Consider the following 25,552-nt stretch of genomic DNA (forward strand, 5'->3'; position numbering starts at 1 on the left):
TCAGGTGACCGCCGCGGCAAACGGGGACTTCTCCCGGCCCAGCTCGGCGCGGGCGATGGTGCGCATGTGCACCTCGTCCGGCCCGTCGAAGATGCGCATGGCGCGGTGCCAGCCGTAGAGCCGGGCCAGCACGGTGTCGTCGCTGACCCCAGCGGCGCCATGCACCTGGATGGCGCGGTCGATGACGTCACACGCCACTTGCGGCGCCACCGCCTTGATCTGCGAGACCAGGACGTGCGCGGCTTTGTTGCCGTGCTGGTCGATGGTCCAGGCCGCCTTTTCACACAGCAGCCGGGCCTGGTCGATCTCGTTGCGCGACTTGGCAATTGCCTCTCGCACCACGCCTTGCTCGGCCAGTGGCCGACCGAATGCGACGCGCTTCTGGGTCCGGTCCACCATCAACGCCAACGCACGCTCGGCAGCCCCCAGAGCCCGCATGCAGTGGTGAATACGGCCCGGACCCAGCCGGGCTTGGGCGATCGCGAAGCCCGCGCCCTCTTCGCCGAGCAGATTCGTGGCCGGCACCCGCACGTTGTCGTAGATGATTTCGCAGTGGCCGTGCTGGTCCTGCCAGCCGAACACCGACGTCGAGCGGACCACCGTCACGCCGGGTGTGTCGATGGGCACCAGCACCATCGACTGCTGTTGATGGCTGGCCGCGTCCGGGTTGGTGCGGCCCATCACGATCAGAATCTTGCAGCGCGGGTCGGCCGCGCCGGAGGTCCACCATTTCCGGCCGTTGATCACGTAGTCGCCGCCGTCACGCTCGATCAGCGTCTCGATGTTGCGGGCATCGCTGCTGGCGACCGCCGGTTCGGTCATCGAAAACGCGCTTCGGATCTCACCGTTCAGCAGCGGCTCCAGCCACTGCTTGCGCTGCTCCTCGTTGGCGAACAGGTGCAGGGTCTCCATGTTGCCGGTGTCGGGAGCCGCGCAGTTCAGCACTTCCGGCCCGATCTCCATGCTCCAGCCGCTCAGCTCGGCCAGCGGCGCGTAGTCCAGGTTGCTCAGACCCGACTCGGCGGGAAGGAAGAGGTTCCACAGGCCGGCCGCCTTCGCCTTGGTTTTCAGCTCCTCGATGATCGGCGGCACCGAGTGGTCGTTCGGGCCGGCTTCGTGGCGGAACTTTTCGTACTCGGCCTCGGCCGGGAAGACGTATTCGACCATGAAGTCGGACAGTCGCTTGTGGTAGTCGCTGGCCTTGGCCGACATCGCGAAGTCCATGTCCGCCACCATAGGACAACGCAAGGCAACGCCGAGTTCCAGGCCGCCGCCGAGTGCCCGACCGACTGCCAGCGCAAGGCGAAATTGGGGCCTCGGGAAGGCGCCCGTTAGGGTGGCTGGGGCAATTCGCCCGGCAGGACCTAAGGAAAGTAGATGTACGCGCCATGACAGATCCGCAGACCCACGCCACCAGGGTCGGGGTGGTGGCCGAGTCAGGCCCCGACGAGCGGCGCGTTGCGCTGGTGCCCAAAGCGGTCGCATCGCTGGTGAACAGCGGCGTGGCGGTAGTGGTCGAGACCGGTGCGGGCATCAAGGCGCTGCTTCCGGACGACCTCTACACCGCCGCCGGAGCCAGCATCGGCGACGCGTGGGACGCCGACGTCGTCGTCAAAGTCGCGCCTCCCACCGCCGAGGAGGTCGGACGGCTGCGCAGCGGGCAGACCCTGATCGGCTTCCTCGCGCCCCGCAACGCCGAGAACTCGATCGGTGCGCTGAAGCAAGCCGGCGTCCAGGCGTTCGCGCTGGAGGCGATCCCGCGCATCTCGCGGGCGCAGGTGATGGACGCCCTGTCGTCGCAAGCCAACGTGGCCGGCTACAAAGCGGTGCTGCTGGCCGCCTCGGAGTCCACCCGGTTCTTCCCGATGTTGACGACGGCGGCGGGCACCGTGAAGCCGGCCACCGTGCTGGTGCTCGGCGTCGGCGTGGCCGGGCTGCAGGCGCTGGCGACGGCCAAGCGACTGGGCGCGCGCACCACCGGGTACGACGTGCGCCCGGAGGTGGCCGACCAGGTGCGTTCCGTCGGCGCGCAGTGGCTCGATATCGGCATCGACGCGGCCGGCGAGGGCGGTTACGCCCGTGAGCTCACCGAAGACGAACGCGCACAACAACAAAAGGCGCTCGAACAAGCGATCAGCGGGTTCGACGTGGTGATCACCACCGCGCTGGTTCCGGGGCGGCCCGCGCCGCGGCTGGTCACCGCTGCGGCGGTCGAAGCGATGAAGCCCGGCAGCGTCGTGGTCGACCTGGCCGGTGAGACCGGTGGTAACTGCGAACTCACCGAGCCGGGACAGACGGTGGTCAAGCATGACGTCACGATCGCCTCACCGCTGAACCTGCCGGCGACCATGCCCGAGCACGCCAGCGAGCTCTACAGCAAGAACATCACCGCGCTGCTGGACCTGTTGATCACCGACGGCAAGCTGGCCCCCGATTTCGACGACGAAGTCATCGCGGCGTCCTGCGTTACTCGAGACCAGAAGGCTTAGACATGTACGACGACCTCCTGGCCAATCTGGCGATCCTGGTGCTGTCCGGTTTCGTCGGCTTCGCCGTGATCTCCAAGGTGCCCAACACCTTGCACACCCCGCTGATGTCGGGCACCAACGCCATCCACGGCATCGTCGTGCTGGGTGCGCTGGTGGTGTTCGGCTCGGTTGAGCACCCTTCGATTGCCGTGCAGATCATTCTGTTCGTCGCGACGGTGTTCGGCACGCTGAACGTCATCGGCGGGTTCATCGTCACCGACCGGATGCTGGGCATGTTCAAGGGCAAGAAGAAGCCACCGGCCGTTGCAGCCGAGAAGGCGGAAGGGCCGGCGGCCAAATGAACTACCTCGTCATCGGTCTGTACATCGTCTCCTTCTCGCTGTTCATCTACGGCCTGATGGGCCTGACCGGCCCCAAGACCGCCGTGCGCGGCAACTTGATCGCCGCGGTGGGCATGGCTCTGGCCGTGGCGGCCACACTGATCGCGATCAGACACACCAGCCAGTGGCCGCTGATCATCGCCGGTCTGGTGGTCGGTGTGGTGCTGGGCGTTCCGCCGGCGCGGCTGACGAAGATGACCGCCATGCCGCAGCTGGTGGCCTTCTTCAACGGCGTCGGCGGCGGCACGGTCGCCCTGATCGCGCTGTCGGAATTCATGGAGACCAGCGGCTTTTCGGCCTTCCAGCACGGTGAGTCACCGACGGTGCACATCGTGGTGGCGTCGTTGTTCGCCGCGATCATCGGTTCGATCTCGTTCTGGGGTTCGATCATCGCCTTCGGCAAGCTGCAGGAGATCATCTCCGGAGCGCCGATCGGGTTCGGCAAGGCGCAGCAGCCGATCAACCTGCTGCTGCTGGCGGCGGCGGTGGGCGCCGCGGTTGTCATCGGTCTGCACGCGCACCCGGGCACCGGCGGGGTGTCGCTGTGGTGGATGGTCGGATTGCTGGCCGCCGCCGGTGTGCTGGGGCTGATGGTGGTGCTGCCGATCGGCGGCGCCGACATGCCGGTGGTCATCTCGCTGCTGAACGCCATGACGGGGCTTTCCGCTGCGGCCGCGGGCCTGGCGTTGAACAACACCGCCATGATCGTCGCCGGCATGATCGTCGGGGCCTCCGGTTCGATCCTGACCAACCTCATGGCCAAAGCGATGAACCGCTCCATCCCTGCGATCGTCGCGGGCGGTTTCGGCGGCGGCGGTGTGGCGCCCAGCGGCGACGGCGGCGGCGACAAGACCGTCAAATCCACCTCGGCCGCCGACGCGGCGATCCAGATGGCATATGCCAACCAGGTGATCGTCGTTCCCGGCTACGGCCTAGCCGTCGCGCAGGCCCAGCACGCCGTCAAGGACATGGCCGCACTGCTGGAGAACAAGGGCGTGACGGTGAAGTACGCGATTCACCCGGTCGCGGGCCGGATGCCCGGGCACATGAACGTGCTGCTGGCCGAGGCCGAGGTCGACTACGACGCGATGAAAGACATGGACGACATCAACGACGAGTTCGCCCGCACCGACGTCGCCATCGTCATCGGCGCCAACGACGTCACCAACCCGGCGGCCCGCAACGATGCGTCCAGCCCGATCTACGGCATGCCGATCCTGAATGTGGACAAGGCGAAATCGGTGATCGTGCTCAAGCGGTCAATGAACTCCGGATTCGCCGGCATCGACAACCCGCTCTTCTACGGCGAGGGCACAACCATGCTGTTCGGTGATGCGAAGAAATCGGTGACCCAGGTCGCCGAAGAACTGAAAGCGCTCTGATTTAGACCGGGGGGTAGGCCGGGGGCGGGTAACCGTTACCGCTCTCCACGCCGCGCAGGCCCCAGGTGAGGTAGCCGAAGAAGAACTCGATCTCGTCGCTCGCGTCGTAGTCCGGACTCGGGTCCATCACTCCCACCCCTCTGCTCGCGACTTGGTCTGTCATCCGGAGTCTAGTCCCATCCGCGTCGGTGCAACAGGCGGCCGGTGTCACGCCTAAACTGTCCAACCAGTTGATTGATAACTGAGCGAGATAGTGAGTATCGATGGCGTCCGAAACTGGCTTGTCGCGTCGTGAAGAGTTGCTGGCTGTCGCCACCAAGCTGTTCGCTGCGCGCGGCTATCACGGCACCCGCATGGACGACGTGGCCGATGTCATCGGGCTGAACAAGGCGACCGTCTACCACTACTACGCCAGCAAGTCGCTGATCTTGTTCGACATCTACCGCCAGGCCGCCGAGGGCACGTTGGCCGCCGTGCACGACGACCCGTCCTGGACCGCACGCGAAGCGCTGTACCAATACACCGTCCGGCTGCTCACCGGGATCGCCGGCAATCCGGAGCGGGCCGCGGTGTACTTCCAGGAACAGCCGTACATCACCGAATGGTTCACCGCCGAGCAGGTGGCCGAGGTGCGGGAGAAGGAAGCGCTGGTCTACGAGCACGTCCACGGCCTGATCGACCGCGGTATCGCCAGTGGTGAGTTCTACGAGTGTGACTCGCATGTGCTGGCGTTGGGCTACATCGGGATGACGCTGGGCAGCTACCGCTGGCTGCGGCCCAGTGGCCGGCGCTCCGCCAAGGAGATCGCCGCCGAGTTCAGCACCGCACTGCTGCGCGGGTTGATCCGCGACGAGTCGATCCGCACCACCTCGCCGCTGGGACCGTGATCAGTAGTGGATCGACGGAATGATGTGGAACGCATTGCCCAACGCTCCGCTCAGTAGCGACAACGCCGTCACCGGCGGCTGGCTCAGGGCCGGGCCGAGGTAGAGGTTGAGTCCCGGGTTCAGCGACGGAACCCACGGGTAGGCGTCCGGGAAGTATTCGGGACCCCACAGCCCGGCCTGCACCCCGATCTCCACCGCCGCACCATACGGCGCCTGCCAGGCGCTCTGGGCCAAGTAGTAGGCGACGTTGATCGGGTTGGGAATGTTGATCAGCCCGGCCGGGGTGGGCAGGTCTGCGTAGCCATAGTCCGAGTAGCCGAGGTCGACCATCACGCGCAGCGGCGGCTGGAGCAGGTCGGCAATCACCGGTCCGGCGTACGGGATGTCCCGGATGGGCTGCAGCAGCGGCAGATTCTGGGTCAAGTACATGTAGTAGTTGGTGTTGCCGGGGTTCAGCGTGGGCAACTGCACCGCGTCGGTGGACAGCAAAGTCGGATAGTGGCTGTGGACGTAGAAGTAACCCATGAGCGCGTTGACGTCCGCCAGGATGTTGGTCGGGTATTGCGGGGCGTGGGCGACGCCGTCGTACTGCGCGGTGAAGATAGAGGTCGGGAAGGGGTTGTTGGCCGGAGTCGCGCCGTTGAACGACACGTCCAGGAACGGGATGTAGAAGCCGGGGAAGCGCGCCAGCAGGCCTCCGTTAGGGTTGTTCCCTGCGGCAGCCATGATGAACGACACGTCCGGGTAGGGCGGGCCTGCCGCCATCAACGCGACAATCTCGTTGTGGATGATCGAGGCGCTTTGCGAGTAGCCGAAAGCGACGACCGAGTTCCCATTGAGGATCTGAGCGCGGATAGCACTGTCCAACGCCTTGACGCCCTGGGCGACCGACTGGTTGTAGGTCAGGTTGCCCAGGTTCGGAGTGACCGGCCAGAACTGCTCGGGCGTGGGCAGGCCGATCGGGCTGGCCCCGGGGAACAGCGGCTGAATGTAATTGGCGTTGATGTCCGCGATGTACTGGGCGACGGGCAGTGGATTGTTGGTGCCGCCCATGATCAAGGCGACTTGGTTCGCCAGTAGCGCGGAGGGGCTGGCAGCGAGTGTGCTGACCGTTCCGCCGGTGGCGGCGGCCCCCGGCCCCAGCAGCGATTGAAAGGTGGTGTTGATCTCGCTGGACGCGTTCGCAAGCGCCGAGGTGGCCGCCGCCTCGGCTTGCACATACGCGTTTCCGGCCGCGGCCAAAGCTGCAGTGAATTGACTGTGGAACGCGCTCGCCTGCGGGACGACCGCCTGATATTCCTCGCCGTAGGTATTGAACAAGCCCGCAATCGCCGCCGACACTTCGTCCTCTGCCGCAGCAAGGAGACCTGTCGTTCGGTTTGCCGCAGCGGCGTTCGCCTCGTTGATCGCGGTGGCGATCCCGTCCACGTTGACAGCCGCTGACGCAAGCACGTCGGGAGCAGTGACTAAGTACGACATCTCCCCGTCCTTCCCTGCGACCGGTCCCCATTTCCGATCGCCACGAACTAGCCGCAACCGCGGGTAGTAGGTAGTAACAGAGGTTAGAACCGTCGCGTCGCAAAGTCCGGCGTTTTGACCAAAACCTTTGCTCTGGACTACTGCGCCGGCTCGAGGTGCTTGTTCAGGAAGCTGAGTTGGTCGGCGATGACGCGCTCGAAGGCGTCGTCCACATAGATGGCGAAGTGGCCCTCGGGATACACCTTGACCTCGCCGCGGGGGGCCTTCGCCGCGTAGCGCAGGGTGGGACCAGGCGGCGCTACCGAGTCGGTCGCGCAAACGCAGAACAGGATCGGGCAGGACACCTCTGCGGCGCTGCGCCCCGGTCGGTAGGTGGCAATCTTGAGGCCGATGCGAGCGGCGACCTCGTTGGATAGTTCCACCCCTTCGGGTACCAGCCGCAGATAGCCCGAGTACGCATCGGGTGCGGTCATCAACGCCAGCTCCCCGGGCCTGCCCGCGGTGCGAATCATCAACGGTGGCTTGCCAGTTGCGGACCGGGCCAGGTCGCGCGCCGCCTGCACCGTCACGCGGGCCGCAACCACCGGGTTGACCGCACGTAGCGAGGCGATGCCATCGGTGAACGGACACTGGGCGACCACTGCGGCGATGCCCGGCACGCGCGCCGCGGTGGCGATCACGTGCCCGCCGCCGAACGAGGTGCCCCACAGGGCGATTCGGTCATGGTCAATCCCGGGCAGGGTGCGGGCGTAGGTGACCGCCGCCGCCCAGTCGTCCAACTGCATCCCGATGTCGATCAACTGCCGCGGCTGGCCCGCGCTGTCGCCGAAGTTGCGGTAGTCGAACACCAGGCAGGCGTAGCCGGCCGCGCTGAAACGCTCGGCGTAAGCGTCGAGCCGCATGGTCCGCACCGCGCCCAGCCCGTGCGCCATGACGATCAGCGGCGCGTCGCCCTCACTCGCGGGCCGGTAGAGCCAGGCGCTGATGCGGTCGGCACCGGAGGTGAACTCGACATCTTTCCGCTGCGCCATGGTCGCTCCCTTACTCGAGGCACTTGTCGAAGGTTAGCGATCGGGATCAATACCCGCTAAGCAGTGCGCGCAGCTGACGCAGCGCTTCGGGACCCGCTTGGCTGTGCCAGCGCGACGGATCGGCGGGGCGTCGACCCCACAGAAAGAGCGCCCGCACGGCCGGGTCGCACTCGATGGTGGCCTGTCCTTCCGGCGCGACCAGATCAATGGTGGTGGCCTCGGCAGTCGCGGTGACCAGAACGTCGTCGGTGCCAGGGCAGCGCAAACGTCCGCCAACCTGCTGGCCGGTCGCCAAGTGCAGCGCTTTGATCCCGCGGGCCATCAATGGCTTGCCCACGTCGCGCACGGTGTGTGTGGTCATCCACGGCTGGCTCAGTGCGTGCACCGATGCACTGTCGTCACCGGTCATGTCCCATCGGTGCAGCACCAACTCTTCGCGCATGTGCTCGACGAAAAACCCGGGCGTGACTGTGCGGCCGGTCCATTCGATCTCTTCGTCCGGCGGCAGTTCACTCGCCGCTTCGGTGGTGTCAACCAGCCGCTCGCAGCGTTCGATGAACGCACTCCACAAGTCCACGTCGGTCATCGCTCGGTACGGTGCCTCCCGCTCCTCGAAACTGCGGGTCGGCACGGGGTGCTGGTCGATATGCGCTTGCAACACCCGGGCGAACTCCTCGGCGTTACCCGTGTTGTGGATCAGCACATCGCGCACGGTCCAGCCCTCGCACCAAGTCCCGGCATCCGGTCTGCGAGCTTGCACGGCATGAGCGAAGGCGTCCCACTCGGGGAAGGCCGCGTGAACTCGGGAAGAAACCGTCACCATCGCTTCCTCCTATAGCGGTGTCTATCTCATTGAGAGCAAGAGAATGCTCCGAAAATCCTGCTCCTGCAGCGACCGCCGCACAAATAATGGACTACTGTCTAGAAAAGTTGCAGCGTTGCATCTCGGATGGGAGACCCTCATGGCGATTCGCGTCGCCCACGTCGGCACCGGAAACGTCGGCCGGTTGGCGCTGGCCGAACTGATCACCAACCCGCAATACGATTTGACCGGGGTGTGTGTATCCAATCCCGAGAAGGTGGGCCGCGACGCCGGGCAACTGTGCGGCGTTGGTCTCGATGCTCCCGTCGAAACGGGCATCACGGCGGTCAACGATCTGGATGCTGTGTTGGCGACCAAGCCCGACTGCGTGGTCTATTGCGCCATGGGAGACACGCGGCTGCCCGAAGCGATGGCCGATGCGATGCGGATCTTGGCCGCCGGGATCAACGTCGTCGGGTCCTCACCGGGACTGCTGCAGTACCCGTGGGGCGTCATGCCCGACAAATACATCGCCCGCGTCGAAGACGCTGCGCAGCAAGGGAATTCGAGCATCCTCATTACCGGCGTCGACCCGGGCTTCATCAACGACCTGATACCGTTCGCGCTCGCCGGGACCTGCCAGCGCATCGAGCAAGTGCGGTGCATGGAGATCGCCGACTACGCGACCTATGACGGCGCGGAGGTCATGCACTACATGGGCTTCGGCAGGTCCCTGGACGAAAAGCCGATGCTGTTGCAGCCCGGCGTGCTCAGCATCGCGTGGGGGACGGCGATCCGGCAGCTGGCGGCCGGACTCGGCATCGAGGTCGACGACATCACCGAGTCTGTGCAACGCGAGCCTGCGCCCGAAGACTTCGACATCGCGGTGGGACGGGTACCCAAGGGCACGCTGGCCGCCTTGCAATTCGAGATCCGCGGCATGGTGAACGGCCACCCGGCGATCGTGATCGAGCACATCACCCGGCTGCGTCCAGACCTGCGGCCCGACTGGCCGCAACCCGCCGCGGGCAGTGGCTCCTACCGCGTCGAGATCACCGGTGAGCCGTCCTACGCGGTCGACATCGTGCCCACCAGCCGCAAGGGCGACCACAACCACGCCGCGATCGTCGGCGCCGCGGGCCGCATCGTGAACTCGATACCCGCAGTCGTCGCCGCGCCCCCCGGCATCCGCACCACCGTGGACCTGCCGCTGGTCACCGGACAAGGGCTGTACACGCCGAACAACTTGGTAACCACCTGAATCGAAAGGAGCCCGGCTACATGGGACGGGTAGACGGCAAAGTTGCGCTGATCAGTGGCGGAGCCCGCGGCATGGGCGCCGAGCACGCCCGCCTACTGGTGGCCGAGGGCGCCAAGGTGGTGATCGGCGACATCCTCGACGACGAGGGCAAGGCGCTGGCCGCAGAACTGGGCGACGCCGCCCGCTACGTCCATCTCGACGTGACGCAACTCGACCAGTGGGAGGCCGCCGTCGCGACGGCGACCGGCGAGTTCGGCAAGCTCAACGTGCTGGTCAACAACGCCGGCATCGTCGCGTTGGGGCCGCTGCGCAGCTTCAAGATGGACAAGTGGCAGAAGGTCATCGACGTCAACTTGACCGGGACGTTCCTGGGCATGCGGGTGGCCGTGGACCCGATGACCGAAGCCGGCGGCGGCTCGATCATCAACGTGTCGTCGATCGAGGGCTTGCGCGGCGCCCCGGGCGTGCACCCCTACGTCGCGTCGAAGTGGGCGGTGCGCGGCATCACCAAGTCGGCGGCCTTGGAGTTGGCGCCATTGAACATCCGGGTCAATTCGCTGCACCCGGGCTTCATCCGCACCCCGATGACCGAACACCTGCCCGAAGACCTGGTCACCATCCCACTGGGCCGCCCGGCCGACTCACGGGAGGTGTCCACCTTCGTCGTGTTCCTGGCCAGTGACGACGCGTCGTACGCGACCGGCAGTGAGTTCATCATGGACGGCGGACTGGTGACCGCCGTGCCGTCAAAGCAGATGTAGCGGTGCTATAACCGCGAGCATGCTGCGGAGTCTGACGGGCGCGGTCGGGGCCAATCACGTCATCACCGACCCCGACGTGCTGGCCGGGCGCAGCGTCGACCACACCGGCCGGTATCGCGGCCGCGCCAGTGCTTTGGTCCGGCCCGGTTCGGCCGATGAAGTCGCCGAAGTGCTGCGGGTGTGCCGCGACGCCGGCGCGCACGTCACCGTGCAGGGTGGGCGGACCTCGCTGGTCGCCGGCACCGTCCCCGAACACGACGACATCCTGCTGTCCACCGAGCGATTGAGCGCGGTCGGCGACGTCGACACCGTCGAGCGGCGCGTCCAGGTTGGCGCCGGCGCCACATTGGCGACCGTGCAACGGGCCGCCGCCGACGCCGGTCTGGTGTTCGGGGTCGACTTGGCGGCCCGGGACACCGCAACCGTCGGCGGCATGGCGTCGACGAACGCCGGCGGTCTGCGCACGGTCCGCTACGGAAACATGGGCGAGCAAGTCATCGGCCTCGACGTCGCGCTGCCCGACGGGTCGGTGCTGCGCCGGCACAGCCGGGTGCGGCGGGACAACACCGGCTACGACATGACGGCGCTGTTCGTGGGGGCCGAGGGCACCCTGGGCGTGATCACCGAGGTGGACCTGCGCCTGCACCCCACCCCGTCGCACCGGGTGACCGCCGTGTGCGGATTCGCCGATCTCGAGGCGCTGGTGGCGGCCGGGCAGACATTTCGGGACGTCGACGGCATCGCCGCGCTGGAATTGATCGACGGCCGTGCGGCAGAACTCACCGGCGAGCGGCCCGTGTCGGGAGCCTGGCTGCTGCTGGTGGAACTGGCCGCCGATCAAGACCAGACCGACAGACTGGCCGACCTGCTCGACGGCGTGCAACTCTGCGGTGAGCCCGCGGTTGGTGTGGATGTTGCCGCCCAACAACGGCTTTGGCGCACGCGCGAATCGCTGGCCGAGGTGCTCGGGGTGTACGGGCCGCCGCTGAAGTTCGACGTCTCGCTGCCGCTGCCGTCGATCGGCCGATTCGCCGACGCTGCGGCCGCCTTGGTGCATGAGCATGTCGACGACGCACTGCCGGTGTTGTTCGGCCACATCGGTGAAGGCAACCTGCACCTCAACGTGCTGCGTGTCCCGCCCGAGCGCGAGGCTGCGCTGTACGCGCCGATGATGGACCTGGTGGCCGACTGCGCGGGCAACGTCAGCTCCGAGCACGGCGTCGGCACCCGCAAGCGGCCGTACCTGGCGATGTCGCGCGAACCGGCCGATATCGCGGCGATGCGCACGCTCAAGGCGGCGTTGGACCCGACGGGTTACCTCAACGCCGCGGTGTTGTTTCCGGCCTAGCCGCCGTTGCCTTTGATGCCGACGGCGTGGCGCAACTGAGCCAGGAACTGATCGGCGTCGTCGCTGCGAACCACGTAATGCGAGATGGCGATTCGGATCACCGTGGCCGCTTTGACCGCCGCGTTGGGTCCGGGCAGGAGCCGTTGCAGCCCCTCGCGCATCTCCGGGATGGCGCCGGACATCTGCGCGAGGACGTGCTCGGGCTCGATGTCGACCATGCGCACTCCCGAGTACGAGTACTGGTATTCGACGATGAAGCGCAGCGCGGCATCCAGACGCTCGACGCCCTTCAACCCCGAAGTCGCCTTGGCCAGGCCGCGTTCGAACACCTGCCGTTCGTAGCCGGCGAAGGCCGACAGCAACTCTTCTTTCGACGCGAACCAGCGGTAGAGGGTGGGACGGGAGACACCGGCTTGAGTGGCGACTTCGGACAGGCTGAGTTTGGTCTTGCCGCTGCGGGCCAGCACCTCGGCGGTGGCCGCCAGGATGCGCTGACGAGTCGAGGTGTCCGCATCGTTGATGTCTGCCGCCTGGGCCGCCTGGCTCATGAGAGAAACCTTACGAAATTTCGCGCGTGTGTCACTGGGGCCGCCGGCGTACGAGCACTGACTGCTGGATCGCACCGACCGCGCCCTGCTCGTCGAACAGGGTGCCGACCGTGGTGCCGATGCCGTCGGGTCCGTAATTGGTTTCCGCGCGAATGCCGATCCAATCCCCGGCGGGGACCCGAAACACGTGCACGGCCAGATCGGTGTTGAGGAACGTCCACTTGGTGATGTCGAGTCTGCTGCCGATGCCGTTGGCGCAGTCGGCCACCGCGAACAGGCGCTCGAGCGGGGTCATCGTCTCGCCGTAGACCAAGTCGACCGTGGGCTTGATCCATGATTCGCCCGGCCCCGCGCTCAAGGGCTCGGTGAGCCAGCGCCAGTCCAGGCTGTGCACGTAGTTGCGGTCGAAGTCCTTCTCCAAGTTGCGGCTGCGCGCCTCGGCCCGCGGGCGCGGAAGCGCTGCTGCGGCGTGTACCAGTGACGCGGTGTCCAAGTGCTGCAAGCGCCAGCCGCTGGCACGAGCGACGGGCCGGGGCCGGCCGTCGGGGCCAGGGCCCAGCATTTCGGCGCTGACCAATTCGATCTGTGTGCCCCGGCGTTCCAGTTGTGGACGCACCCAGAGGTCACCTTCGGCCGGGACCGGTCCCAGCAGGTCGACCACGACCCGGCTCAGCCGGGTGTCGTCACGCGGGTTGCACCGCTGCAGGGCCCGAACCAACAGTGCCGACACCGGTGCGGCGTGCTGGATCGCGGCCGTCCACGTGCTGCGCACCAGATCCGTCGCGCGGAACTTCTCACCGCGCGCGTCGGCGTCGTCGAGAAGCTCGTAGTAGGCGTCGGTCATGGTCGGCTCAGGGCAGGCCGGCGCCGGGGATGTCGACGACCACCGCGTCCAGGCGGGACAGCCGGGTACCGACGAGGCGTTTGGGGTAGGCCTCGGTGCTGGACAGCAAGAACAGGGTGCGGCGCTGCTGACCGCCCAGGGCGCAGGCGGTGGCGATCCGATCGCCCATGTCGATGCGGTCGGTGACGGTGCCGCCGACGGTGATGCGCTGGAACTGATGGGCCAGCGTCATCGAGGTCCACACCCCTCCGTCGGTGTCGAGCGCGATGCCGTCGGGCGGTCCGTCCAGGCCGTCGGCGAAGACGCGGCGGTCATGCAGCCCGCCATCGCGGCCGATGGTGAACGCGGTCAGCCGCCTGGCCATGGACTCCGCGACGATCAACGTTTGACCGTCCGGCGTGATGACCATGCCGTTGGGAAAGTCGAGGTCGTCGGCGACGACGGTCGCGCTGTTGTTCAGGTCGAGGCGGATGAGGACGCCGCCGGTGAAGGCCGGCGAGCCGATGTAGGCGCGCCCGGCGCGGTCGACCACCATGTCACCGAGGCTGGCCGGAGCCAATGCAGAAAGGTCGGTGATCGGGACGACGGTGTCGCCGTCGTAACGCAGGATCTGCTGGGTTTCGGTCGAAGCGATCAGCAGTGACCCGTCGGGCCGGAAGCCAAGTCCGCCCGGGCAGTGGCCCGGCAGCGGCAACGTGGTCAGCGACCCTCGCATGTCCGCGGTGTGGACGGCTTCGCCGAGCATGTCGGAGAACCACAGCAGCCCTTCGAACCAGCGCGGGCTTTCACCGAAGCAGAAGCCGTCCGACAACGGTGTGGGATCCAGCATGCCTTTACAAATCACCGCAAAAGTGTCACGCACCCATGGCGGTGCTGTCAACGCGGAGCCTGTCCTGCTGCTTGCGTCGTGCATTGGAAACGTCAGCCCTTTGGCTGGTGCGGGGGAGGGTTCGTTCGCGCGGGTGGCCTGGCATGTTTCTGAAACGACTGCACGCCAAAGACAAAAGTTTCTGCTGTCCCCTAGTTGGCTCTGCATGACCACACGTCTAGCGGTGGCTAGATTCTCAAGCGACCCCCCACCAAGCGCTTCCAGCCAGGTCAGGGTGTCTCGCTTCCAATGAATGCACGCCTCGGTTCTAGCACCGGGGCCCATGGTGGTAGCGGCCTCTGATCCTCGGCGATACGGGTGTTACTCGCGAATCGGCCACGCTTCGAGGAAGGCCTTGACGGCGCGCTCAACGGCCAGCCCATGCTCGTTCGGGGTGTAGTCAGAACCCAAGCTTTTGATCACCGCAGTGGCGAGCAGGTGCTCAACGGCCTCTCGCTGCTGGGTGGTTGGTTCCTGTGCGTCGCGAAGCTGAGCCAGGAGAGCAGAATCGCGACGGGCTAGCTCATCGATAATTACCGTGCGGTGCTCTGGTGCGATTGCGTCGAGAACCGTACTCACTGATGTCTCCATCCCTCACGGCCTCATGCCCAAGCGGTGACGACTTGGCCGTCAGTGTTAAGGACGACTGTTGCGTCTTTACCGTAATACAGCCACGCGCCACGGCCTTGGTCGTCAGTTTCGAACGTATCTGCCTACCCATCAGGCGACTGGATCACGTCGACACCAACTACCGGGCCCACCGTCCGTCGCGCCTTTACAAAACATGGCTAGAGTGTCACGCTGAGCCATGAGCTGAGAGGTGAGCACATTGACCACAGATTCGGAACAGGCGCAGTGGTCGGTCGACGGCCTGCTCGAACTCTTCGAGGTACAAGCCGACGGAACCGACCGGTACACCGCCGAGACGGGTATCGCCGGACAGGATGAGCGGCAGGTCGTGGAAGGCACCCAACTCGTTGCGCAAGCCATAACCGCTGTGGCGCAGCGCTTTCCGGGCAAGTCGGTGCGTTCGGTGCAGGCGGTGTTCGTCCGGGCGGTCATGGTGGGTCCGCCGGTGGAACTGGTCGTCGATGTGGTGCATGAAGGCCGGTCGACGGCCACAGCGATCGTGGCCGTGCAACAAAACGGTCGGCGCTGCGTAAGCGTGACGGTGCTGACCGATGTGCCGACCGAGGACGTCATTCGCCACCACCTGCCGCGCCCCAATGTTGCCCCGCCCGCCAACGCGAATATCTCCGAGATGCCCATGGCCGGGCGGGAGTTGCGGCTTGTCGACGTGGTCGACGTCAACAGCCCCGACGAGGTAGGCTCGCCGGAGCTCTACGCCTGGCTGCATTACGACCCGATTCCCACCCGCGACGACTTGGCCAAGGCGCTGGTCGCCTACTTCACCGGACATCTGGGCATCTCGACCACCATGCGGCCGCACGAGGGCATCGGCACCGCCCAAGCGCACTTGACCGTCTCGACGGCGCCCATGTCGATCTCGGTCGCCTTTCACGAGCCGGTGCGGTGGGACGGCTGGCTGCTCTACAGCCACGAGAGCACCCAAGTCGGGGCGGGCATGTCCTACGTGCGCGGCACCGTCCACACCGAGCAAGGTGAGTTGATCGCGTCCTTCGCGCAGGAAGCGCTGATCCGTCCGCTGCGCACCACCGACTCGGCGATCGACTCCCGCGCGCGGTTCTGAATTCCCATGCGCTTCACCATCACCCACCCGATGCACAGCCATCCCTATAACCCGGAGTTGGTGAGTGGAGCGGGCATCGCCGCGGTCGCCGCGGCGGCCGAAGAGGCGGGCTTTCACGGATTCGGGTTCACCGATCACCCCGCGCCCTCACAGCGGTGGCTGCAAGCCGGGGGACACGACGCGTTGGACCCGTTCGTGGCGTTGGGTTTCGCGGCGGCCCGTACCACGAAGCTGCGGTTGATTCCGAACATCGTGGTGCTGCCGTACCGAAACCCGTTCGTAGTCGCCAAGTCTGGCGCGACTCTGGACCTGTTGTCGGGTGGGCGTTTCACGCTTGCGGTCGGAGTCGGTTACCTCAAGCGAGAATTCGCCGCCCTGGGCGTGAACTTCGACGAGCGCGCCGAGCTGTTCGAGGAAGCGCTGGCGGTGATTCGCTCGGTGTGGACTTCCGACGACTTGTCCTTCGAGGGTAAGCATTTCACGGCGCGCGGCATCACCGCCCATCCCCGGCCGGCCTCGCAGCCGCATCCGCCGATCTGGATCGGCGGCAATACCGCAGCGGCGCGCCAGCGCGTCGCCGAATACGGGGATGGTTGGTGCCCTTTTCCGGCACCGGCGGGTCTGGCCCGCACCGCGGGCACTGCGGTCATCGACTCGATGGACCGGCTGGCCCAGGGCATCGACGACTTGCGGCGGCGCTGTGATGCCGTCGGCAAGGATTGGTCGGCCGTCGACGTGACGTTCACCAACTTCGAGGGTGGCAGCCCGGCCAGCGAGGGCTTCAACGCCGACGCCTTCCTCGGCGGCCTGGAAAAGCTTGCTGCACTGGGTGTTTCCTGGGTGCAGGTGGGATTGCCCGGCGACAGTCTGGCGCATGCGGTGGAAACTATCGACCGCTTCGGTACCACGGTCATCGATGTGATCTAGATGGACTTCGCCCGGGTCACCCTCTCCGCTGAGGACGAGGCGTTTCTTGCCGAGATGCGTGCCTTCGTCACCGAGCACGTCACCGACGAGGTGCGGCGGCGGGACAGGGAGTTCGGGGAAAACTTCGACGAGCAGGTGCATTTGGCGTTGGGCGAGGCGGGACATTTGGCCTCGGATTGGCGGCTGGAGTCAGAAGGCGGGTTCAGCGCGCTGCGTCGGCGCATCTTCAACCTCGAGATCGCTCGGGCGCATACCCCCTGGTATCACTGGGGCACAACGTTGGTCGTCGCGCGCCTGGTGCAACAGTTCGCCACTCCGGAACTGTGCGAGGCGGTGTTGCCGGGGGTGCTGTCCGGGCACATCCGGTTGTGTCTGGGCTACACCGAGCCCGACGGCGGCTCCGACGTCGCCACCTGCAAGACCAAAGCGGTGCGTGACGGTGACGGCTGGATCATCAACGGCTCGAAGATGTTCACGTCCAACGCGCAGAACGCTAAGTATGTTTTCCTGCTCACCAACACCGATCCGCAAGGGCCAAAGCACAAGAACCTGACCATGTTTCTGGTCCCGCTGGACTCCCCGGGCATCGAGATTCAAGGAATCCGGACGCTGGACGGCGACCGCACCAACATCGTCTACTACAGCGAGGTACGGGTCGACGACCGCTACCGCATCGGCGAAGTGAACGGCGGCTGGACCGTCATGCGGGCGGCGCTGGACGCCGAGCACGGCTTGACCGATCCGGAAGACCATGGGCTGCAAGATGTTGCGGCGATGGCCGGCCATGGCATGCTGATGGCCGAGGCGGTGGACACGGTGGCCGCGCTGGTGGCCGACAGCGACGACGAGTCGGTGCGGCATCGACTGGGACGAGGCTTCGCTCGGATGGAGGCCGCGCTGTCGACCCCGGGCATGTTCGGGCGCGTGGCGATCGGTCAGACGATGCGCGACATCTCACCGGATCTGATGGATGTCCTAGGGTCGGTGTCGGCGTTGCCCACCGATGCCGCGGGAGCCGTCGGCGGCGGTGCGGTGGAAGCACTGTTTCGGTTGTCATTGCCGATGGGAATTTACGGCGGGACACTCGAGGTCTTCCGCAACATGATCGCCCAACACTATCTCGGGCTGGGCCGGCCCAGCTACGGCAGCTCGGCGAAGAGCTGAACGCGTCTGGCGTCGAAACTCAGAAACCCCTTGATCGCAACGCTTTCCGGCAGCGGGTCGTCATAACTCCAGGCGATGTCCTCGGTATCGACGGTGGACCAGTATGTCGCGATGCCCTTGTAGTTGCAGTAGCTGGACGTCTCAGATCTGCGCAGCAGATCGGTGCGCACGTGCTTGGGGTCGACGTAAAGCACTGGTGCTAGCGCGGTTTCGAACACGATAACCGTGTCATCGGTGTCTACGAGGTCGGTATCGCCAACGGACACCCGCAGCCGTCGCGTGGTCGGACGGCAGTCCACCCGGTGGTACGGGTTGGGCGGGTAGTGGACGAGTTCGCGGCCTTCTTCCAGCCAGGTGTCGACGGCGTCCCATGGGACATGCACGAAGCCGGGGGCTTTCGGCTCCGGCTCGGTGGGCAGGCCGCTGATGGTGTCGGCGGGGAAGGCGTAGCTGAGGGGGTGGTTGCGCCGGTGCACCAGAAGCGCCTGCTCGGTGTCGATCACGCAGCGGCCGTCGCGAAACGCTTGGACGCGGCGCGGGTGCGGCTCGATGTAGACGACGTCGGTGGGTATCGGGGGAGTGAACCAACCGGCGGGATTGGCGCTGAGCGGTCCGCGTCCTGCTACCAGACTCACAATCCACAGCTCCTTCTGCAGGCGGCGACGGTTCCAAGTCTCGCAGGACGGAGCTAGGCGCGGTACCGCAGTTTTGTCGGCCTGTTGCCTCACGTCAAGATGCGCGCGAGGGGGGATTCGTTGCCTCACGTAAACGTGCGCGCTTATTGATTGGGGGTTGGGCGCCGGGCGCAGCTTTGCTGGTGGTCAGGGTGAACAGCTGGGCGGTCAGGGCTTGTACCTGGCGTTGGGTGGCGGCGGGATTGATCAGCGAGTAGGTCCGGGTCAGCGCCACGATGCGTTGCACGGTCGTGGTGGGGTGATCGATTGTTCGGTGAAAAGGGGTGGTGGCTCTGTCGTGTTTTTTGGATACCTTGGCGCCTTTGCGGACTTTGGAGATCAGTTTCTGCTGTGGGTAGAAGTAGTTGGTCAGCCTGGAGTGCAACTGCCAGATCTCGTTGAGTAGCAACAGTTCTGCTGCGGTGTCGTAGCGGTGGTAGCCGACCACGGTGCGCACCACCGCCCAGTTCTTTTGCTCGACGTGACAGCCGTCGTTTTTGTTGCCCGGCCGCGCCCGGGTGAAGGTGATCTGGCGGCCTTGGCACCATCCCAGCAGGTGGTCGTTGATGAATTCTGATCCGTTGTCGGAGTCCACCCCCAGGATCGGGAACGGCATTTTGTGGGTGATGTCATTGAGCGCTGCCAGTACGCATTTGGCGGTCTTGTCGGGCACTGAGCGGTTCTCGGTCCAGCCTGTGGCGATGTCGGTGACGGTCAAGGTGAATGCATGGCCTCCGCCGCGGTTGCCGCCGTCGTGCCAGACCAGGTCGATTTCGACGAACCCGGGTCGAGCGTCGTCCCAGTCGGCCCAGGTGCGCACTGGGATCTGGCTTTTGAGCAGCGATCCCGGCTTGGTACCACAGCGTCCCCGCTGGTATTTGGCTCGCTGATCGGCCAGACGGCGATCGATGGTGGCCGCCGACATCGACACCAGCAGTTCGGCGGTGCCCTCGTCGAGGGTCAGCTCGCCGAAATGGCGCAGCACTGCCACCAGTTCACTGAGCATCGGCGCGAGCCGTTTGCCGGCCGGCATCCCCAGCACCCTCCAACAGACCGTCAAAGCCGCGATGACCTCAGGCCCGTACTTCACCGGACGCGGACTGCGCGGGGCAACGATCCTGGGCCGCAGGGCGGCTGCGAGCGCCTTGCGCGCGTGGTTTCGGTGCCACCCCGTATTGGCGGACAACTCGTCAAGAATCCGACTCTTAGCGCCCTTGCTCGCCAGCTGGTAGCGGGTCGCGGCCGCTTCGGTGATTGCTCTGCGCTGCGCCAACGTCAACCTCATCCACTGGGCCTACGCGCGCATTTTCCATGAGGCAACGAACCACCCTTTCGCGCGCATTTCTGACGAGTCAACGCGGTCGGAGGGTGCAACTAGAATCGAAAGTATATTCGATGAAGTGGCTACGGTAGGTCCGGAGACATTGGTGGCTGCGGTCGCATCGACATATCGGCAGGAATCGGTGTTGGTGGCACAGCGGATGGCGGCAATAGCAGGTTTGTTGCGGTATCGCTCGGACGCCACCGAGCGAGCCGCCGAGCGCGGCGACTATGCCAGGATCGGAGCCTTCGAGCACACCGCGGCCGAGGTGGCCGCGGTGATGAACCTGTCGCCGGTGGCGGCAAGCTATGTGGTGAGCGATGCCGAGGCGCTCGACACCCGGTTGCCCAAGATCCGCGCGTTACTGGCGCAAGGCCGTACCGACTGGCGCACAGTGCGATTGATCATCAGCAGGACCGATCTGCTGACCGATGAGAAGGTCATGGCGGCGGTCGATGAGTCGCTCGTTGCCCAGATCGCCTCCTGGCGCGGGTGGTCCAAGCGGCGCATCCTCAATGCGGTCGATGCCACGGTGCGCATGCTGGATCCAGATGCCGCCCAGGAACGCCGGGAGACTGCAGATCAAGACCGCCATATCGGGATCACCGCCGCGGATGACGGGATGGCCGAAGTGTATGGGCGGGTAGCCGCGGCGGCGGCCACGGCGTTTGATCGGCGATTGTCGCAATTAGCCACCCTGGTGTGTGGTGCCGATCCCCGCACACTGGATCAGCGTCGCGCGGATGCGTTGGCAGCCTTGGCGGAAGGTCGCGCTTTGCCCTGTGCGTGTGGTCAATCGAATTGCCCGGCAAAGGCGAGCGACACGGCCGAGGCGGCCGGAGTACGGGTAGTGATCAATGTGGTGGCCACCGATGAGACCCTGCTTGGCGACAGCGAACGACCCGGGTACCTCGAGGGTTACGGAATTATCGATGCAGAACAAGTACGTCAGTTGGCGGCCACGGCATCGCTGCATGCGGTGGATTCGTTGACCAGTGCGGCGGAAGCGTTGCGGTACCAGCCCTCGGCCGCCTTGGAACGCGCAGTCCGGTGCCGGGACCTGACGTGCCGGTTCCCCGGATGTGGCCGCCCTGCTGTCATCTGCGACCTCGACCATACGGTGCCGTTCAACCACCAAGACCCCACCGCGGGAGGGCGCACGGTATTCGAGAATCTGAAATGCCTGTGCCGGTTGCATCACCTGATATCCGTAGTACATTTTAAGGATGCGCCAAGCTACCGCCATCTACACCCGTATCAGCCTGGACCGTTCCGGCCAACGCCACGGCGTGACCAGGCAACTCGAGGACTGCACCGCACTGGCCGAACGCCTCGGCTGGAACGTGGTGGCCCGCTTCGACGACAACGACCTATCCGCCTATAACGGCAAGACGCGGCCGCAGTTCGAGGCGCTGCTGGATGCGATGAAGCGCGGCGAGATCGACTCGCTGATCTGTTGGCACCCCGACCGCCTCTACCGGCGTCTTGCTGACCTGGTGCGGTTGCTGGACGTGGCCGCCGGGGTGGAGATTCGCACCGTCAACGGCGGCGACATGGACCTCTCCAACGCCACCGGGCGCATGCTGGCCACCATCATCGGCAGCGTGTCGACGCAGGAGTCCGAGCACAAGGGTGAGCGGCAGCGGGCCGCGGCCAAGCAGTTAGCCGCGAGCGGCGCACCGAAGTGGCGGCGCGCCTTCGGCTACATCGGTGACACCTACCAACCCGATCCTGCGGTGGCGCCGCTGGTGCGTGAGGCGTACGCGGCGGTCCTTGCCGGGGCCTCTCTCGGCGACGTGTGCCGGATGTGGAACGACGCGGGCGCGCTGACGCAGCGCTGGGTGAAGCCCAAGAACGCCGACGGCCAAACGATCCGCGACGCGCAGCCCGTAGTGGAACGGCGCAAGTGGACGCAGCCGCAGGTCTCGAACTTTCTGCGCAAGCCCCGCAATGCCGGTTTGCGGGACCACAACGGTGTCGTCGTCGGCAAAGGCACGTGGCCAGCGCTGGTGGACGAGGACACGTGGCGCGCCGTCCAAGGCGTGCTGGAAGCGCCCGGACGGGCACCGGGCCGCAAGACGGTGCGCCGCCACCTGTTAACCGGCGTGCTGCAATGCGGCAAGGACGGTTGCGGCGGCTACCTGTCCGGGATGCAGACCCTCGACAAACGAATCACCTACGCGTGCAAGACGTGCCGCGGGGTGTCGGTGCGCGCTGAGCACGTTGAGCCGCTGGTCTACGGCGTCGTAGCGGGGCGGTTGGCGCAGCCGGACGCGGTGGACCTGTTGAAAGCCGAACTGCACGACACCACCGAAGCGGAGCGGCTACGCGGTGAGCGGGCGACGCTGCTGGCGCGCCTGGACGACATCGCCATCGAACGGGCCGACGGCCTGATCGACGGCAAGGGTTACCGCGCCATGACCGATCGCATTAACGAGCAGTTGGCCGGCATCGAGCGCCGCCAGCACGATCAGGAACGGTTGCGCGTATTCGACGGATTGCCGCTCGGGACACCAGAAGTCGCCGAGCGGGTCCGGGCGCTGTCCGCGGACCGCCTGCGCGCGGTCATCGACGTGTTGGTGGAGTTCGAAGTTGCCCCAGTTGGCAAGGGCGGCAAGGTGTTCAATCCCGAGAGAGTGAAGGTGAACTGGAAATGAGCGACGATGACGTACACCTTATCGAGGTTCATTGCGACGGCGCGCCGGGTGCGCCCCACACACGGCTGTACGTGGCGCGGATGGTGCGAACACTTCGCATGGACGACGCGCGCGGGTGGGCTGTTGCACGCGACGGCGGTCGTGGACACGGAGCCGACCAGAGCGGCCAAGGACGTGACCGGATTGATTTGAGGTGCGGTAATGGCGGTTGCCGCCTCAGCGCCCAGGTCGTCTTCGACGAAACCCGCGAGACCCGCGCGCACGCCCGCATGGTGGAGGCGCTCGATGCCTGGGCGGCTACAGGTCAGACGGAACTTCCTCTACATGCGATAGCTGGTATCGTTTCCCGTTAGCGCGGGTAACGCCGCCGGTCGGAAGCAATTGCCGATCAGCCGCTGACGCGTTGAAATCCCTCTCATCGGAGGGGCCACTTCTTGTGCCCCTTGGGAGTTCCCTCCGATGCCTGTGCCCACTTCGCCGCAATCGCGGTCCGCTCGCGCCAGGTTGGCGCAGTCTGCCCACGCCACTGGGCGAGATTCGGCCGAGACGACTGAGGCGCGGCGCGACTTCGCCGCAGCTCGCCTCGATGACTACATACGCGACACCCTTGCGAAGGCGCCGCCGCTCACAGATGCCCAGCGGACGAAACTTGCCCAGTTGCTGAAGCCAGCCCGCACCGCCGCGTTGGGTGGTGCGCAGGCGTGAATGAACGAAAAAGCCTCCCAGAACGGGCATTCGGGGAGGCTTCATCACAACAACTGCACACTGAGCGTACCGCCGGGACGCTGTTAGGCCGCAGCGCCGGAACAGCGCAGCGAGGTCGGCAATGAGTGCGGCGCTGATAGCGATTGCAGAGGCGTTGCGCAGCAACGGAAAACACGTCGTTGAGCGCGGTGATCAGCTTGCCGCGCAGTGCCCTGCTCACGACGACAGCAACCCGTCGCTGTCGATCAAGCAACGCCGTGACGGCACAGGTGTGGTGGTGTACTGCCACGCCGGTTGCGACCACCGGGACATTTTGGGCGCCATCGGGCTGACGGACCGCGACCTTTTCGACGAGCCGCGTATCCGTGCGGCGTACAACCCAAGCCGCACCTACACCTACACCGATGGACGGAAGGTGCACCGAAAGCCCGGCAAGAAATTCGCGCAATCCGGTAACACCAGCGGCCGCGCGTTATACGGCGTGGACAACATCGGTGCGCACGGCACCGTGTACGCCGTCGAGGGCGAGAAGGACGTCGAGGCCGCAAGGGCGGTAGGTGCAGTCGCGGTGTGCGGCGCAATGGGCGCCGGTAAAGCCCACAAGTTCGACTGGACGCCACTGCGCGACCATCCGGTCGTGATCGTCGCCGACCGCGACGAGCCCGGCCGCCGGCATGCCTACCAGGTAGCCGAGCAACTTCAAGGCATCGCCGCATCGGTGCGCATCGTGGAAGCCAGGGCTGGCAAGGATTTGGCGGACCACATCGCCGCCGGGTTGGGATTAGACGACCTCGTGGCAGTCGAAGAGGCCCGCAATGGTTTGCCGGTCGGCGACAGCGGGCAAGCGCACGGCATCCGGGACGCCGAGCAGGCCAAACATTCCGGGCAGGTGCGCATGGCGTACCTGTTGGCCGCGGCCTACGAGAACAAGCTGCTACACGTCCACGGCATCGGCTGGCATCAGTGGGACGGGCGACGGTGGGCAGCCGACGACACCGGGGCCGCCCACCGCGCCGTTCTCGATGTGCTGCGGCGAGCCTTGGCAGAGTCGCTGGGCGATAGGGAGTTGCGGGCGGACGTGCGCAAGTGCGAATCCGCTGCCGGGCTTGCAGGTGTGCTGGAGATCGCCGCTGCGCTAACGGTTTTCGCGGCCACCGTGCGCGACTTGGACGCCGACCCATATCTGCTGAACACCGCCAACGGCACACTTGATCTACGCACGCAGGAGCTTCGGCCGCACAACCCGGCCGACCGCATCACAAAGGTGTGCCGCGGCGCGTACCACCCCGAGGCGGCACAACCAGCAGTGTGGGAGGCGTTCCTGGCGCGGGTGCTACCCGATGGGGCTGTACGCGGATTCGTGCAGCGCCTGGCCGGGCTTGCGCTGCTGGGCGAGGTGCGTGAACACATCCTGCCCATCTTCACCGGCACCGGCCGCAACGGGAAAGGCACCCTGTACAAGGCGCTGTTGTACGCGCTGGACGATTACGGTCACGTGGCTGAACCGGATCTGTTCATGCACCGCGAAGGGGCGCATCCCACCGGCCAGATGGACCTTTTGGGGCGGCGCCTGATAGTGGTGTCGGAGTCTGACCGCGACCGCCGACTGGCCGAGGCCACCATGAAGCGGCTGACCGGGGGCGACCCCGTCACCGCCCGCCACATGCGCCGCAACTTCGTCACCTTTACCCCGTCGCACCTGCCGATCCTGGTCACCAACCACCTGCCGAAGGTGTCCGGTGACGACCCGGCCGTCTGGGCGCGTATCCGCGTGGTGCCGTTCGCCGTCTGCATCCCCAGCCACGACCAGGACACCGAACTGGACACAAAGCTGCACTGCGAAGCTGACGGCATTCTGTCCTGGGCTGTCGCGGGCCTTGCCGACTACCTTGCCTGGGGCCTTGACGAACCCGAACAGGTGCGCACGGCAACCGACGACTACCAGTCCGAGAGCGATGCGGCGCGCCGCTTCATAGCGGAAGAGTGCGTGACGACGAGTCCGGCGCTCAAGGCAACCACCGCGCAGCTTCACGAGGCCTTCGAGCGGTGGCGGGTGCGTGATGGCGCCGAGGCGATGTCGCAGCGGGCGTTCGGTTCAGCGCTAGACCGCCTTGGCTACCAGGCCGGGCGTCCTACCAACGGCAAACGATGGCGCACCGGAATTGCGGTGAAGGTGAGCGACGATGAAGGCGAATAGCACGCAAAGTACGCAATTGGGGGTTCACCAGTACGCGCGCGCCTATGTCGTCATACAGAAATTGCGTGCTTTGCGTACTGCCGCAGGTCAAAGGCCCGAGGGCGGCCAGCGCAGCG

General features: G+C 66.0%; 25 protein-coding genes and 1 pseudogene. 15 read left to right on the plus strand and 11 right to left on the minus strand.

What is annotated here, in order from left to right:
- Nucleotides 1–1,212, minus strand: coding sequence for an acyl-CoA dehydrogenase family protein (locus tag I2456_RS02100; RefSeq protein ID WP_163703767.1), 1,212 nt, complete (start codon nt 1,210–1,212; stop codon nt 1–3).
- A gap of 176 nt (nt 1,213–1,388) precedes the next feature.
- Between I2456_RS02100 and I2456_RS02105 the strand changes: the two genes are divergently transcribed.
- The 3 genes from I2456_RS02105 to I2456_RS02115 are packed head-to-tail and all read left to right on the plus strand — an operon-like array spanning nt 1,389 to nt 4,251.
- On the plus strand, nt 1,389–2,489 hold the full coding sequence (locus tag I2456_RS02105; protein WP_085073901.1) for a Re/Si-specific NAD(P)(+) transhydrogenase subunit alpha: 1,101 nt from the start codon (nt 1,389–1,391) through the stop codon (nt 2,487–2,489).
- A 2-nt stretch (nt 2,490–2,491) separates the two neighbouring features.
- Nucleotides 2,492–2,830: an NAD(P) transhydrogenase subunit alpha part 2 gene (locus I2456_RS02110; RefSeq protein ID WP_068160369.1), complete on the plus strand. Its 339-nt coding sequence runs from the start codon at nt 2,492–2,494 to the stop codon at nt 2,828–2,830.
- Nucleotides 2,827–4,251, plus strand: a complete 1,425-nt coding sequence (locus I2456_RS02115) for an NAD(P)(+) transhydrogenase (Re/Si-specific) subunit beta (RefSeq protein ID WP_068030492.1) — start codon at nt 2,827–2,829, stop codon at nt 4,249–4,251. The genes I2456_RS02110 and I2456_RS02115 overlap by 4 nt, the downstream gene beginning before the upstream one ends.
- A gap of 1 nt (nt 4,252) precedes the next feature.
- Here the strand turns inward: I2456_RS02115 and I2456_RS02120 are convergent, their stop codons facing one another.
- Nucleotides 4,253–4,381 carry a hypothetical protein gene (locus I2456_RS02120; protein WP_174814163.1) on the minus strand — a complete coding sequence of 43 codons (129 nt, stop codon included), beginning with the start codon at nt 4,379–4,381 and terminating at the stop codon, nt 4,253–4,255.
- Between the two features lie 133 nt (nt 4,382–4,514).
- Between I2456_RS02120 and I2456_RS02125 the strand changes: the two genes are divergently transcribed.
- Nucleotides 4,515–5,138, plus strand: coding sequence for a TetR/AcrR family transcriptional regulator (locus I2456_RS02125; protein WP_085073902.1), 624 nt, complete (start codon nt 4,515–4,517; stop codon nt 5,136–5,138).
- On the opposite strand, the gene I2456_RS02130 is transcribed toward I2456_RS02125, so the two are convergent.
- The 3 genes from I2456_RS02130 to I2456_RS02140 all read right to left on the minus strand — a co-directional run bounded on the left by I2456_RS02130 (nt 5,139) and on the right by I2456_RS02140 (nt 8,471).
- Complete coding sequence (locus I2456_RS02130; RefSeq protein WP_085073903.1) at nt 5,139–6,617, minus strand: PE family protein; 1,479 nt, start codon at nt 6,615–6,617, stop codon at nt 5,139–5,141.
- 137 nt (nt 6,618–6,754) lie between these two features.
- Nucleotides 6,755–7,648 carry an alpha/beta hydrolase gene (locus I2456_RS02135; RefSeq protein WP_085073904.1) on the minus strand — a complete coding sequence of 298 codons (894 nt, stop codon included), beginning with the start codon at nt 7,646–7,648 and terminating at the stop codon, nt 6,755–6,757.
- A gap of 46 nt (nt 7,649–7,694) precedes the next feature.
- Nucleotides 7,695–8,471 (minus strand): maleylpyruvate isomerase family mycothiol-dependent enzyme, encoded by a 777-nt coding sequence (locus tag I2456_RS02140; RefSeq protein WP_085073905.1) that lies wholly within the window; start codon nt 8,469–8,471, stop codon nt 7,695–7,697.
- Between the two features lie 139 nt (nt 8,472–8,610).
- On the opposite strand from I2456_RS02140, the gene I2456_RS02145 reads away from it, so the two are divergent.
- From I2456_RS02145 to I2456_RS02155, 3 genes are read left to right on the plus strand one after another with little or no spacing between them, the layout of a single operon-like run.
- On the plus strand, nt 8,611–9,711 hold the full coding sequence (locus tag I2456_RS02145) for an NAD(P)H-dependent amine dehydrogenase family protein (protein ID WP_085073906.1): 1,101 nt from the start codon (nt 8,611–8,613) through the stop codon (nt 9,709–9,711).
- Nucleotides 9,712–9,731: 20 nt separating this feature from the next.
- A complete protein-coding gene (locus I2456_RS02150; protein WP_068160347.1) occupies nt 9,732–10,472 on the plus strand; it encodes a glucose 1-dehydrogenase in 741 nt (246 codons plus the stop codon).
- 19 nt (nt 10,473–10,491) lie between these two features.
- A complete protein-coding gene (locus I2456_RS02155; RefSeq protein ID WP_085073907.1) occupies nt 10,492–11,820 on the plus strand; it encodes an FAD-binding oxidoreductase in 1,329 nt (442 codons plus the stop codon).
- Here the strand turns inward: I2456_RS02155 and I2456_RS02160 are convergent.
- The 4 genes from I2456_RS02160 to I2456_RS02175 all read right to left on the minus strand — a co-directional run bounded on the left by I2456_RS02160 (nt 11,817) and on the right by I2456_RS02175 (nt 14,671).
- Nucleotides 11,817–12,368: a TetR/AcrR family transcriptional regulator gene (locus tag I2456_RS02160; RefSeq protein WP_068030510.1), complete on the minus strand. Its 552-nt coding sequence runs from the start codon at nt 12,366–12,368 to the stop codon at nt 11,817–11,819. The genes I2456_RS02155 and I2456_RS02160 overlap by 4 nt on opposite strands.
- A gap of 31 nt (nt 12,369–12,399) precedes the next feature.
- Nucleotides 12,400–13,212 carry a thioesterase family protein gene (locus I2456_RS02165; protein ID WP_085073908.1) on the minus strand — a complete coding sequence of 271 codons (813 nt, stop codon included), beginning with the start codon at nt 13,210–13,212 and terminating at the stop codon, nt 12,400–12,402.
- Nucleotides 13,213–13,219: 7 nt separating this feature from the next.
- The gene (locus tag I2456_RS02170; protein ID WP_085073948.1) at nt 13,220–14,038 is read right to left on the minus strand and encodes an SMP-30/gluconolactonase/LRE family protein; all 819 of its coding nucleotides are present in this window, start codon (nt 14,036–14,038) and stop codon (nt 13,220–13,222) included.
- A 363-nt stretch (nt 14,039–14,401) separates the two neighbouring features.
- Nucleotides 14,402–14,671, minus strand: coding sequence for a hypothetical protein (locus tag I2456_RS02175; protein WP_068030524.1), 270 nt, complete (start codon nt 14,669–14,671; stop codon nt 14,402–14,404).
- 229 nt (nt 14,672–14,900) lie between these two features.
- On the opposite strand from I2456_RS02175, the gene I2456_RS02180 reads away from it, so the two are divergent.
- Genes I2456_RS02180 through I2456_RS02190 form a run of 3 tightly spaced genes read left to right on the plus strand, consistent with a single transcriptional unit; the run spans nt 14,901 to nt 17,882 of the window.
- Nucleotides 14,901–15,791 carry an acyl-CoA thioesterase gene (locus I2456_RS02180; protein ID WP_085073909.1) on the plus strand — a complete coding sequence of 297 codons (891 nt, stop codon included), beginning with the start codon at nt 14,901–14,903 and terminating at the stop codon, nt 15,789–15,791.
- 6 nt (nt 15,792–15,797) lie between these two features.
- A complete protein-coding gene (locus I2456_RS02185; RefSeq protein ID WP_085073910.1) occupies nt 15,798–16,718 on the plus strand; it encodes an LLM class F420-dependent oxidoreductase in 921 nt (306 codons plus the stop codon).
- On the plus strand, nt 16,719–17,882 hold the full coding sequence (locus tag I2456_RS02190; RefSeq protein ID WP_085073911.1) for an acyl-CoA dehydrogenase family protein: 1,164 nt from the start codon (nt 16,719–16,721) through the stop codon (nt 17,880–17,882).
- Here I2456_RS02190 and I2456_RS02195 read toward each other — a convergent pair.
- Nucleotides 17,858–18,517, minus strand: coding sequence for a DUF427 domain-containing protein (locus I2456_RS02195; protein WP_085073912.1), 660 nt, complete (start codon nt 18,515–18,517; stop codon nt 17,858–17,860). The two genes, I2456_RS02190 and I2456_RS02195, sit on opposite strands and share 25 nt — an antisense overlap.
- 94 nt (nt 18,518–18,611) lie before the next feature.
- The gene (locus I2456_RS02200; RefSeq protein WP_205880188.1) at nt 18,612–19,841 is read right to left on the minus strand and encodes an integrase catalytic domain-containing protein; all 1,230 of its coding nucleotides are present in this window, start codon (nt 19,839–19,841) and stop codon (nt 18,612–18,614) included.
- A gap of 115 nt (nt 19,842–19,956) precedes the next feature.
- Here I2456_RS02200 and I2456_RS02205 point away from each other — a divergent pair, with 115 nt between their 5' ends.
- The 5 genes and pseudogenes from I2456_RS02205 to I2456_RS28285 all read left to right on the plus strand — a co-directional run bounded on the left by I2456_RS02205 (nt 19,957) and on the right by I2456_RS28285 (nt 25,436).
- Nucleotides 19,957–21,261, plus strand: a complete 1,305-nt coding sequence (locus I2456_RS02205; RefSeq protein ID WP_371869900.1) for an HNH endonuclease signature motif containing protein — start codon at nt 19,957–19,959, stop codon at nt 21,259–21,261.
- Entirely contained in the window at nt 21,167–22,534 is a 1,368-nt protein-coding gene (locus I2456_RS02210; RefSeq protein WP_241007848.1) for a recombinase family protein, read from the plus strand. The genes I2456_RS02205 and I2456_RS02210 overlap by 95 nt, the downstream gene beginning before the upstream one ends.
- Complete coding sequence (locus I2456_RS02215; RefSeq protein ID WP_085073162.1) at nt 22,531–22,887, plus strand: hypothetical protein; 357 nt, start codon at nt 22,531–22,533, stop codon at nt 22,885–22,887. The genes I2456_RS02210 and I2456_RS02215 overlap by 4 nt, the downstream gene beginning before the upstream one ends.
- Nucleotides 22,888–23,360: 473 nt before the next feature.
- Nucleotides 23,361–23,948: pseudogene (locus tag I2456_RS28280) on the plus strand (AAA family ATPase); the annotation flags it as partial.
- 186 nt (nt 23,949–24,134) lie between these two features.
- The gene (locus tag I2456_RS28285) at nt 24,135–25,436 is read left to right on the plus strand and encodes a DNA primase family protein (RefSeq protein ID WP_169717183.1); all 1,302 of its coding nucleotides are present in this window, start codon (nt 24,135–24,137) and stop codon (nt 25,434–25,436) included.
- Nucleotides 25,437–25,552: the final 116 nt, after the last annotated feature.

Source organism: Mycobacterium kubicae (assembly GCF_015689175.1).
In the GTDB taxonomy this organism is placed as follows: domain Bacteria; phylum Actinomycetota; class Actinomycetes; order Mycobacteriales; family Mycobacteriaceae; genus Mycobacterium; species Mycobacterium kubicae.

Coding starts and splice junctions, on each gene's coding strand:
- I2456_RS02125 (WP_085073902.1), top strand. CDS start 4,515: ATGGCGTCCGAAACTGGCTTGTCGCGTCGTGAAGAGTTGCTGGCTGTC.
- I2456_RS02135 (WP_085073904.1), bottom strand. CDS start 7,648: ATGGCGCAGCGGAAAGATGTCGAGTTCACCTCCGGTGCCGACCGCATC.
- I2456_RS02115 (WP_068030492.1), top strand. CDS start 2,827: ATGAACTACCTCGTCATCGGTCTGTACATCGTCTCCTTCTCGCTGTTC.
- I2456_RS02105 (WP_085073901.1), top strand. CDS start 1,389: ATGACAGATCCGCAGACCCACGCCACCAGGGTCGGGGTGGTGGCCGAG.
- I2456_RS02200 (WP_205880188.1), bottom strand. CDS start 19,841: ATGAGGTTGACGTTGGCGCAGCGCAGAGCAATCACCGAAGCGGCCGCG.
- I2456_RS02155 (WP_085073907.1), top strand. CDS start 10,492: ATGCTGCGGAGTCTGACGGGCGCGGTCGGGGCCAATCACGTCATCACC.
- I2456_RS02165 (WP_085073908.1), bottom strand. CDS start 13,212: ATGACCGACGCCTACTACGAGCTTCTCGACGACGCCGACGCGCGCGGT.
- I2456_RS02140 (WP_085073905.1), bottom strand. CDS start 8,471: ATGGTGACGGTTTCTTCCCGAGTTCACGCGGCCTTCCCCGAGTGGGAC.
- I2456_RS02215 (WP_085073162.1), top strand. CDS start 22,531: ATGAGCGACGATGACGTACACCTTATCGAGGTTCATTGCGACGGCGCG.
- I2456_RS02130 (WP_085073903.1), bottom strand. CDS start 6,617: ATGTCGTACTTAGTCACTGCTCCCGACGTGCTTGCGTCAGCGGCTGTC.
- I2456_RS28285 (WP_169717183.1), top strand. CDS start 24,135: ATGGCGTACCTGTTGGCCGCGGCCTACGAGAACAAGCTGCTACACGTC.
- I2456_RS02185 (WP_085073910.1), top strand. CDS start 15,798: ATGCGCTTCACCATCACCCACCCGATGCACAGCCATCCCTATAACCCG.
- I2456_RS02190 (WP_085073911.1), top strand. CDS start 16,719: ATGGACTTCGCCCGGGTCACCCTCTCCGCTGAGGACGAGGCGTTTCTT.
- I2456_RS02100 (WP_163703767.1), bottom strand. CDS start 1,212: ATGTCGGCCAAGGCCAGCGACTACCACAAGCGACTGTCCGACTTCATG.
- I2456_RS02175 (WP_068030524.1), bottom strand. CDS start 14,671: ATGGAGACATCAGTGAGTACGGTTCTCGACGCAATCGCACCAGAGCAC.
- I2456_RS02110 (WP_068160369.1), top strand. CDS start 2,492: ATGTACGACGACCTCCTGGCCAATCTGGCGATCCTGGTGCTGTCCGGT.
- I2456_RS02160 (WP_068030510.1), bottom strand. CDS start 12,368: ATGAGCCAGGCGGCCCAGGCGGCAGACATCAACGATGCGGACACCTCG.
- I2456_RS02150 (WP_068160347.1), top strand. CDS start 9,732: ATGGGACGGGTAGACGGCAAAGTTGCGCTGATCAGTGGCGGAGCCCGC.
- I2456_RS02145 (WP_085073906.1), top strand. CDS start 8,611: ATGGCGATTCGCGTCGCCCACGTCGGCACCGGAAACGTCGGCCGGTTG.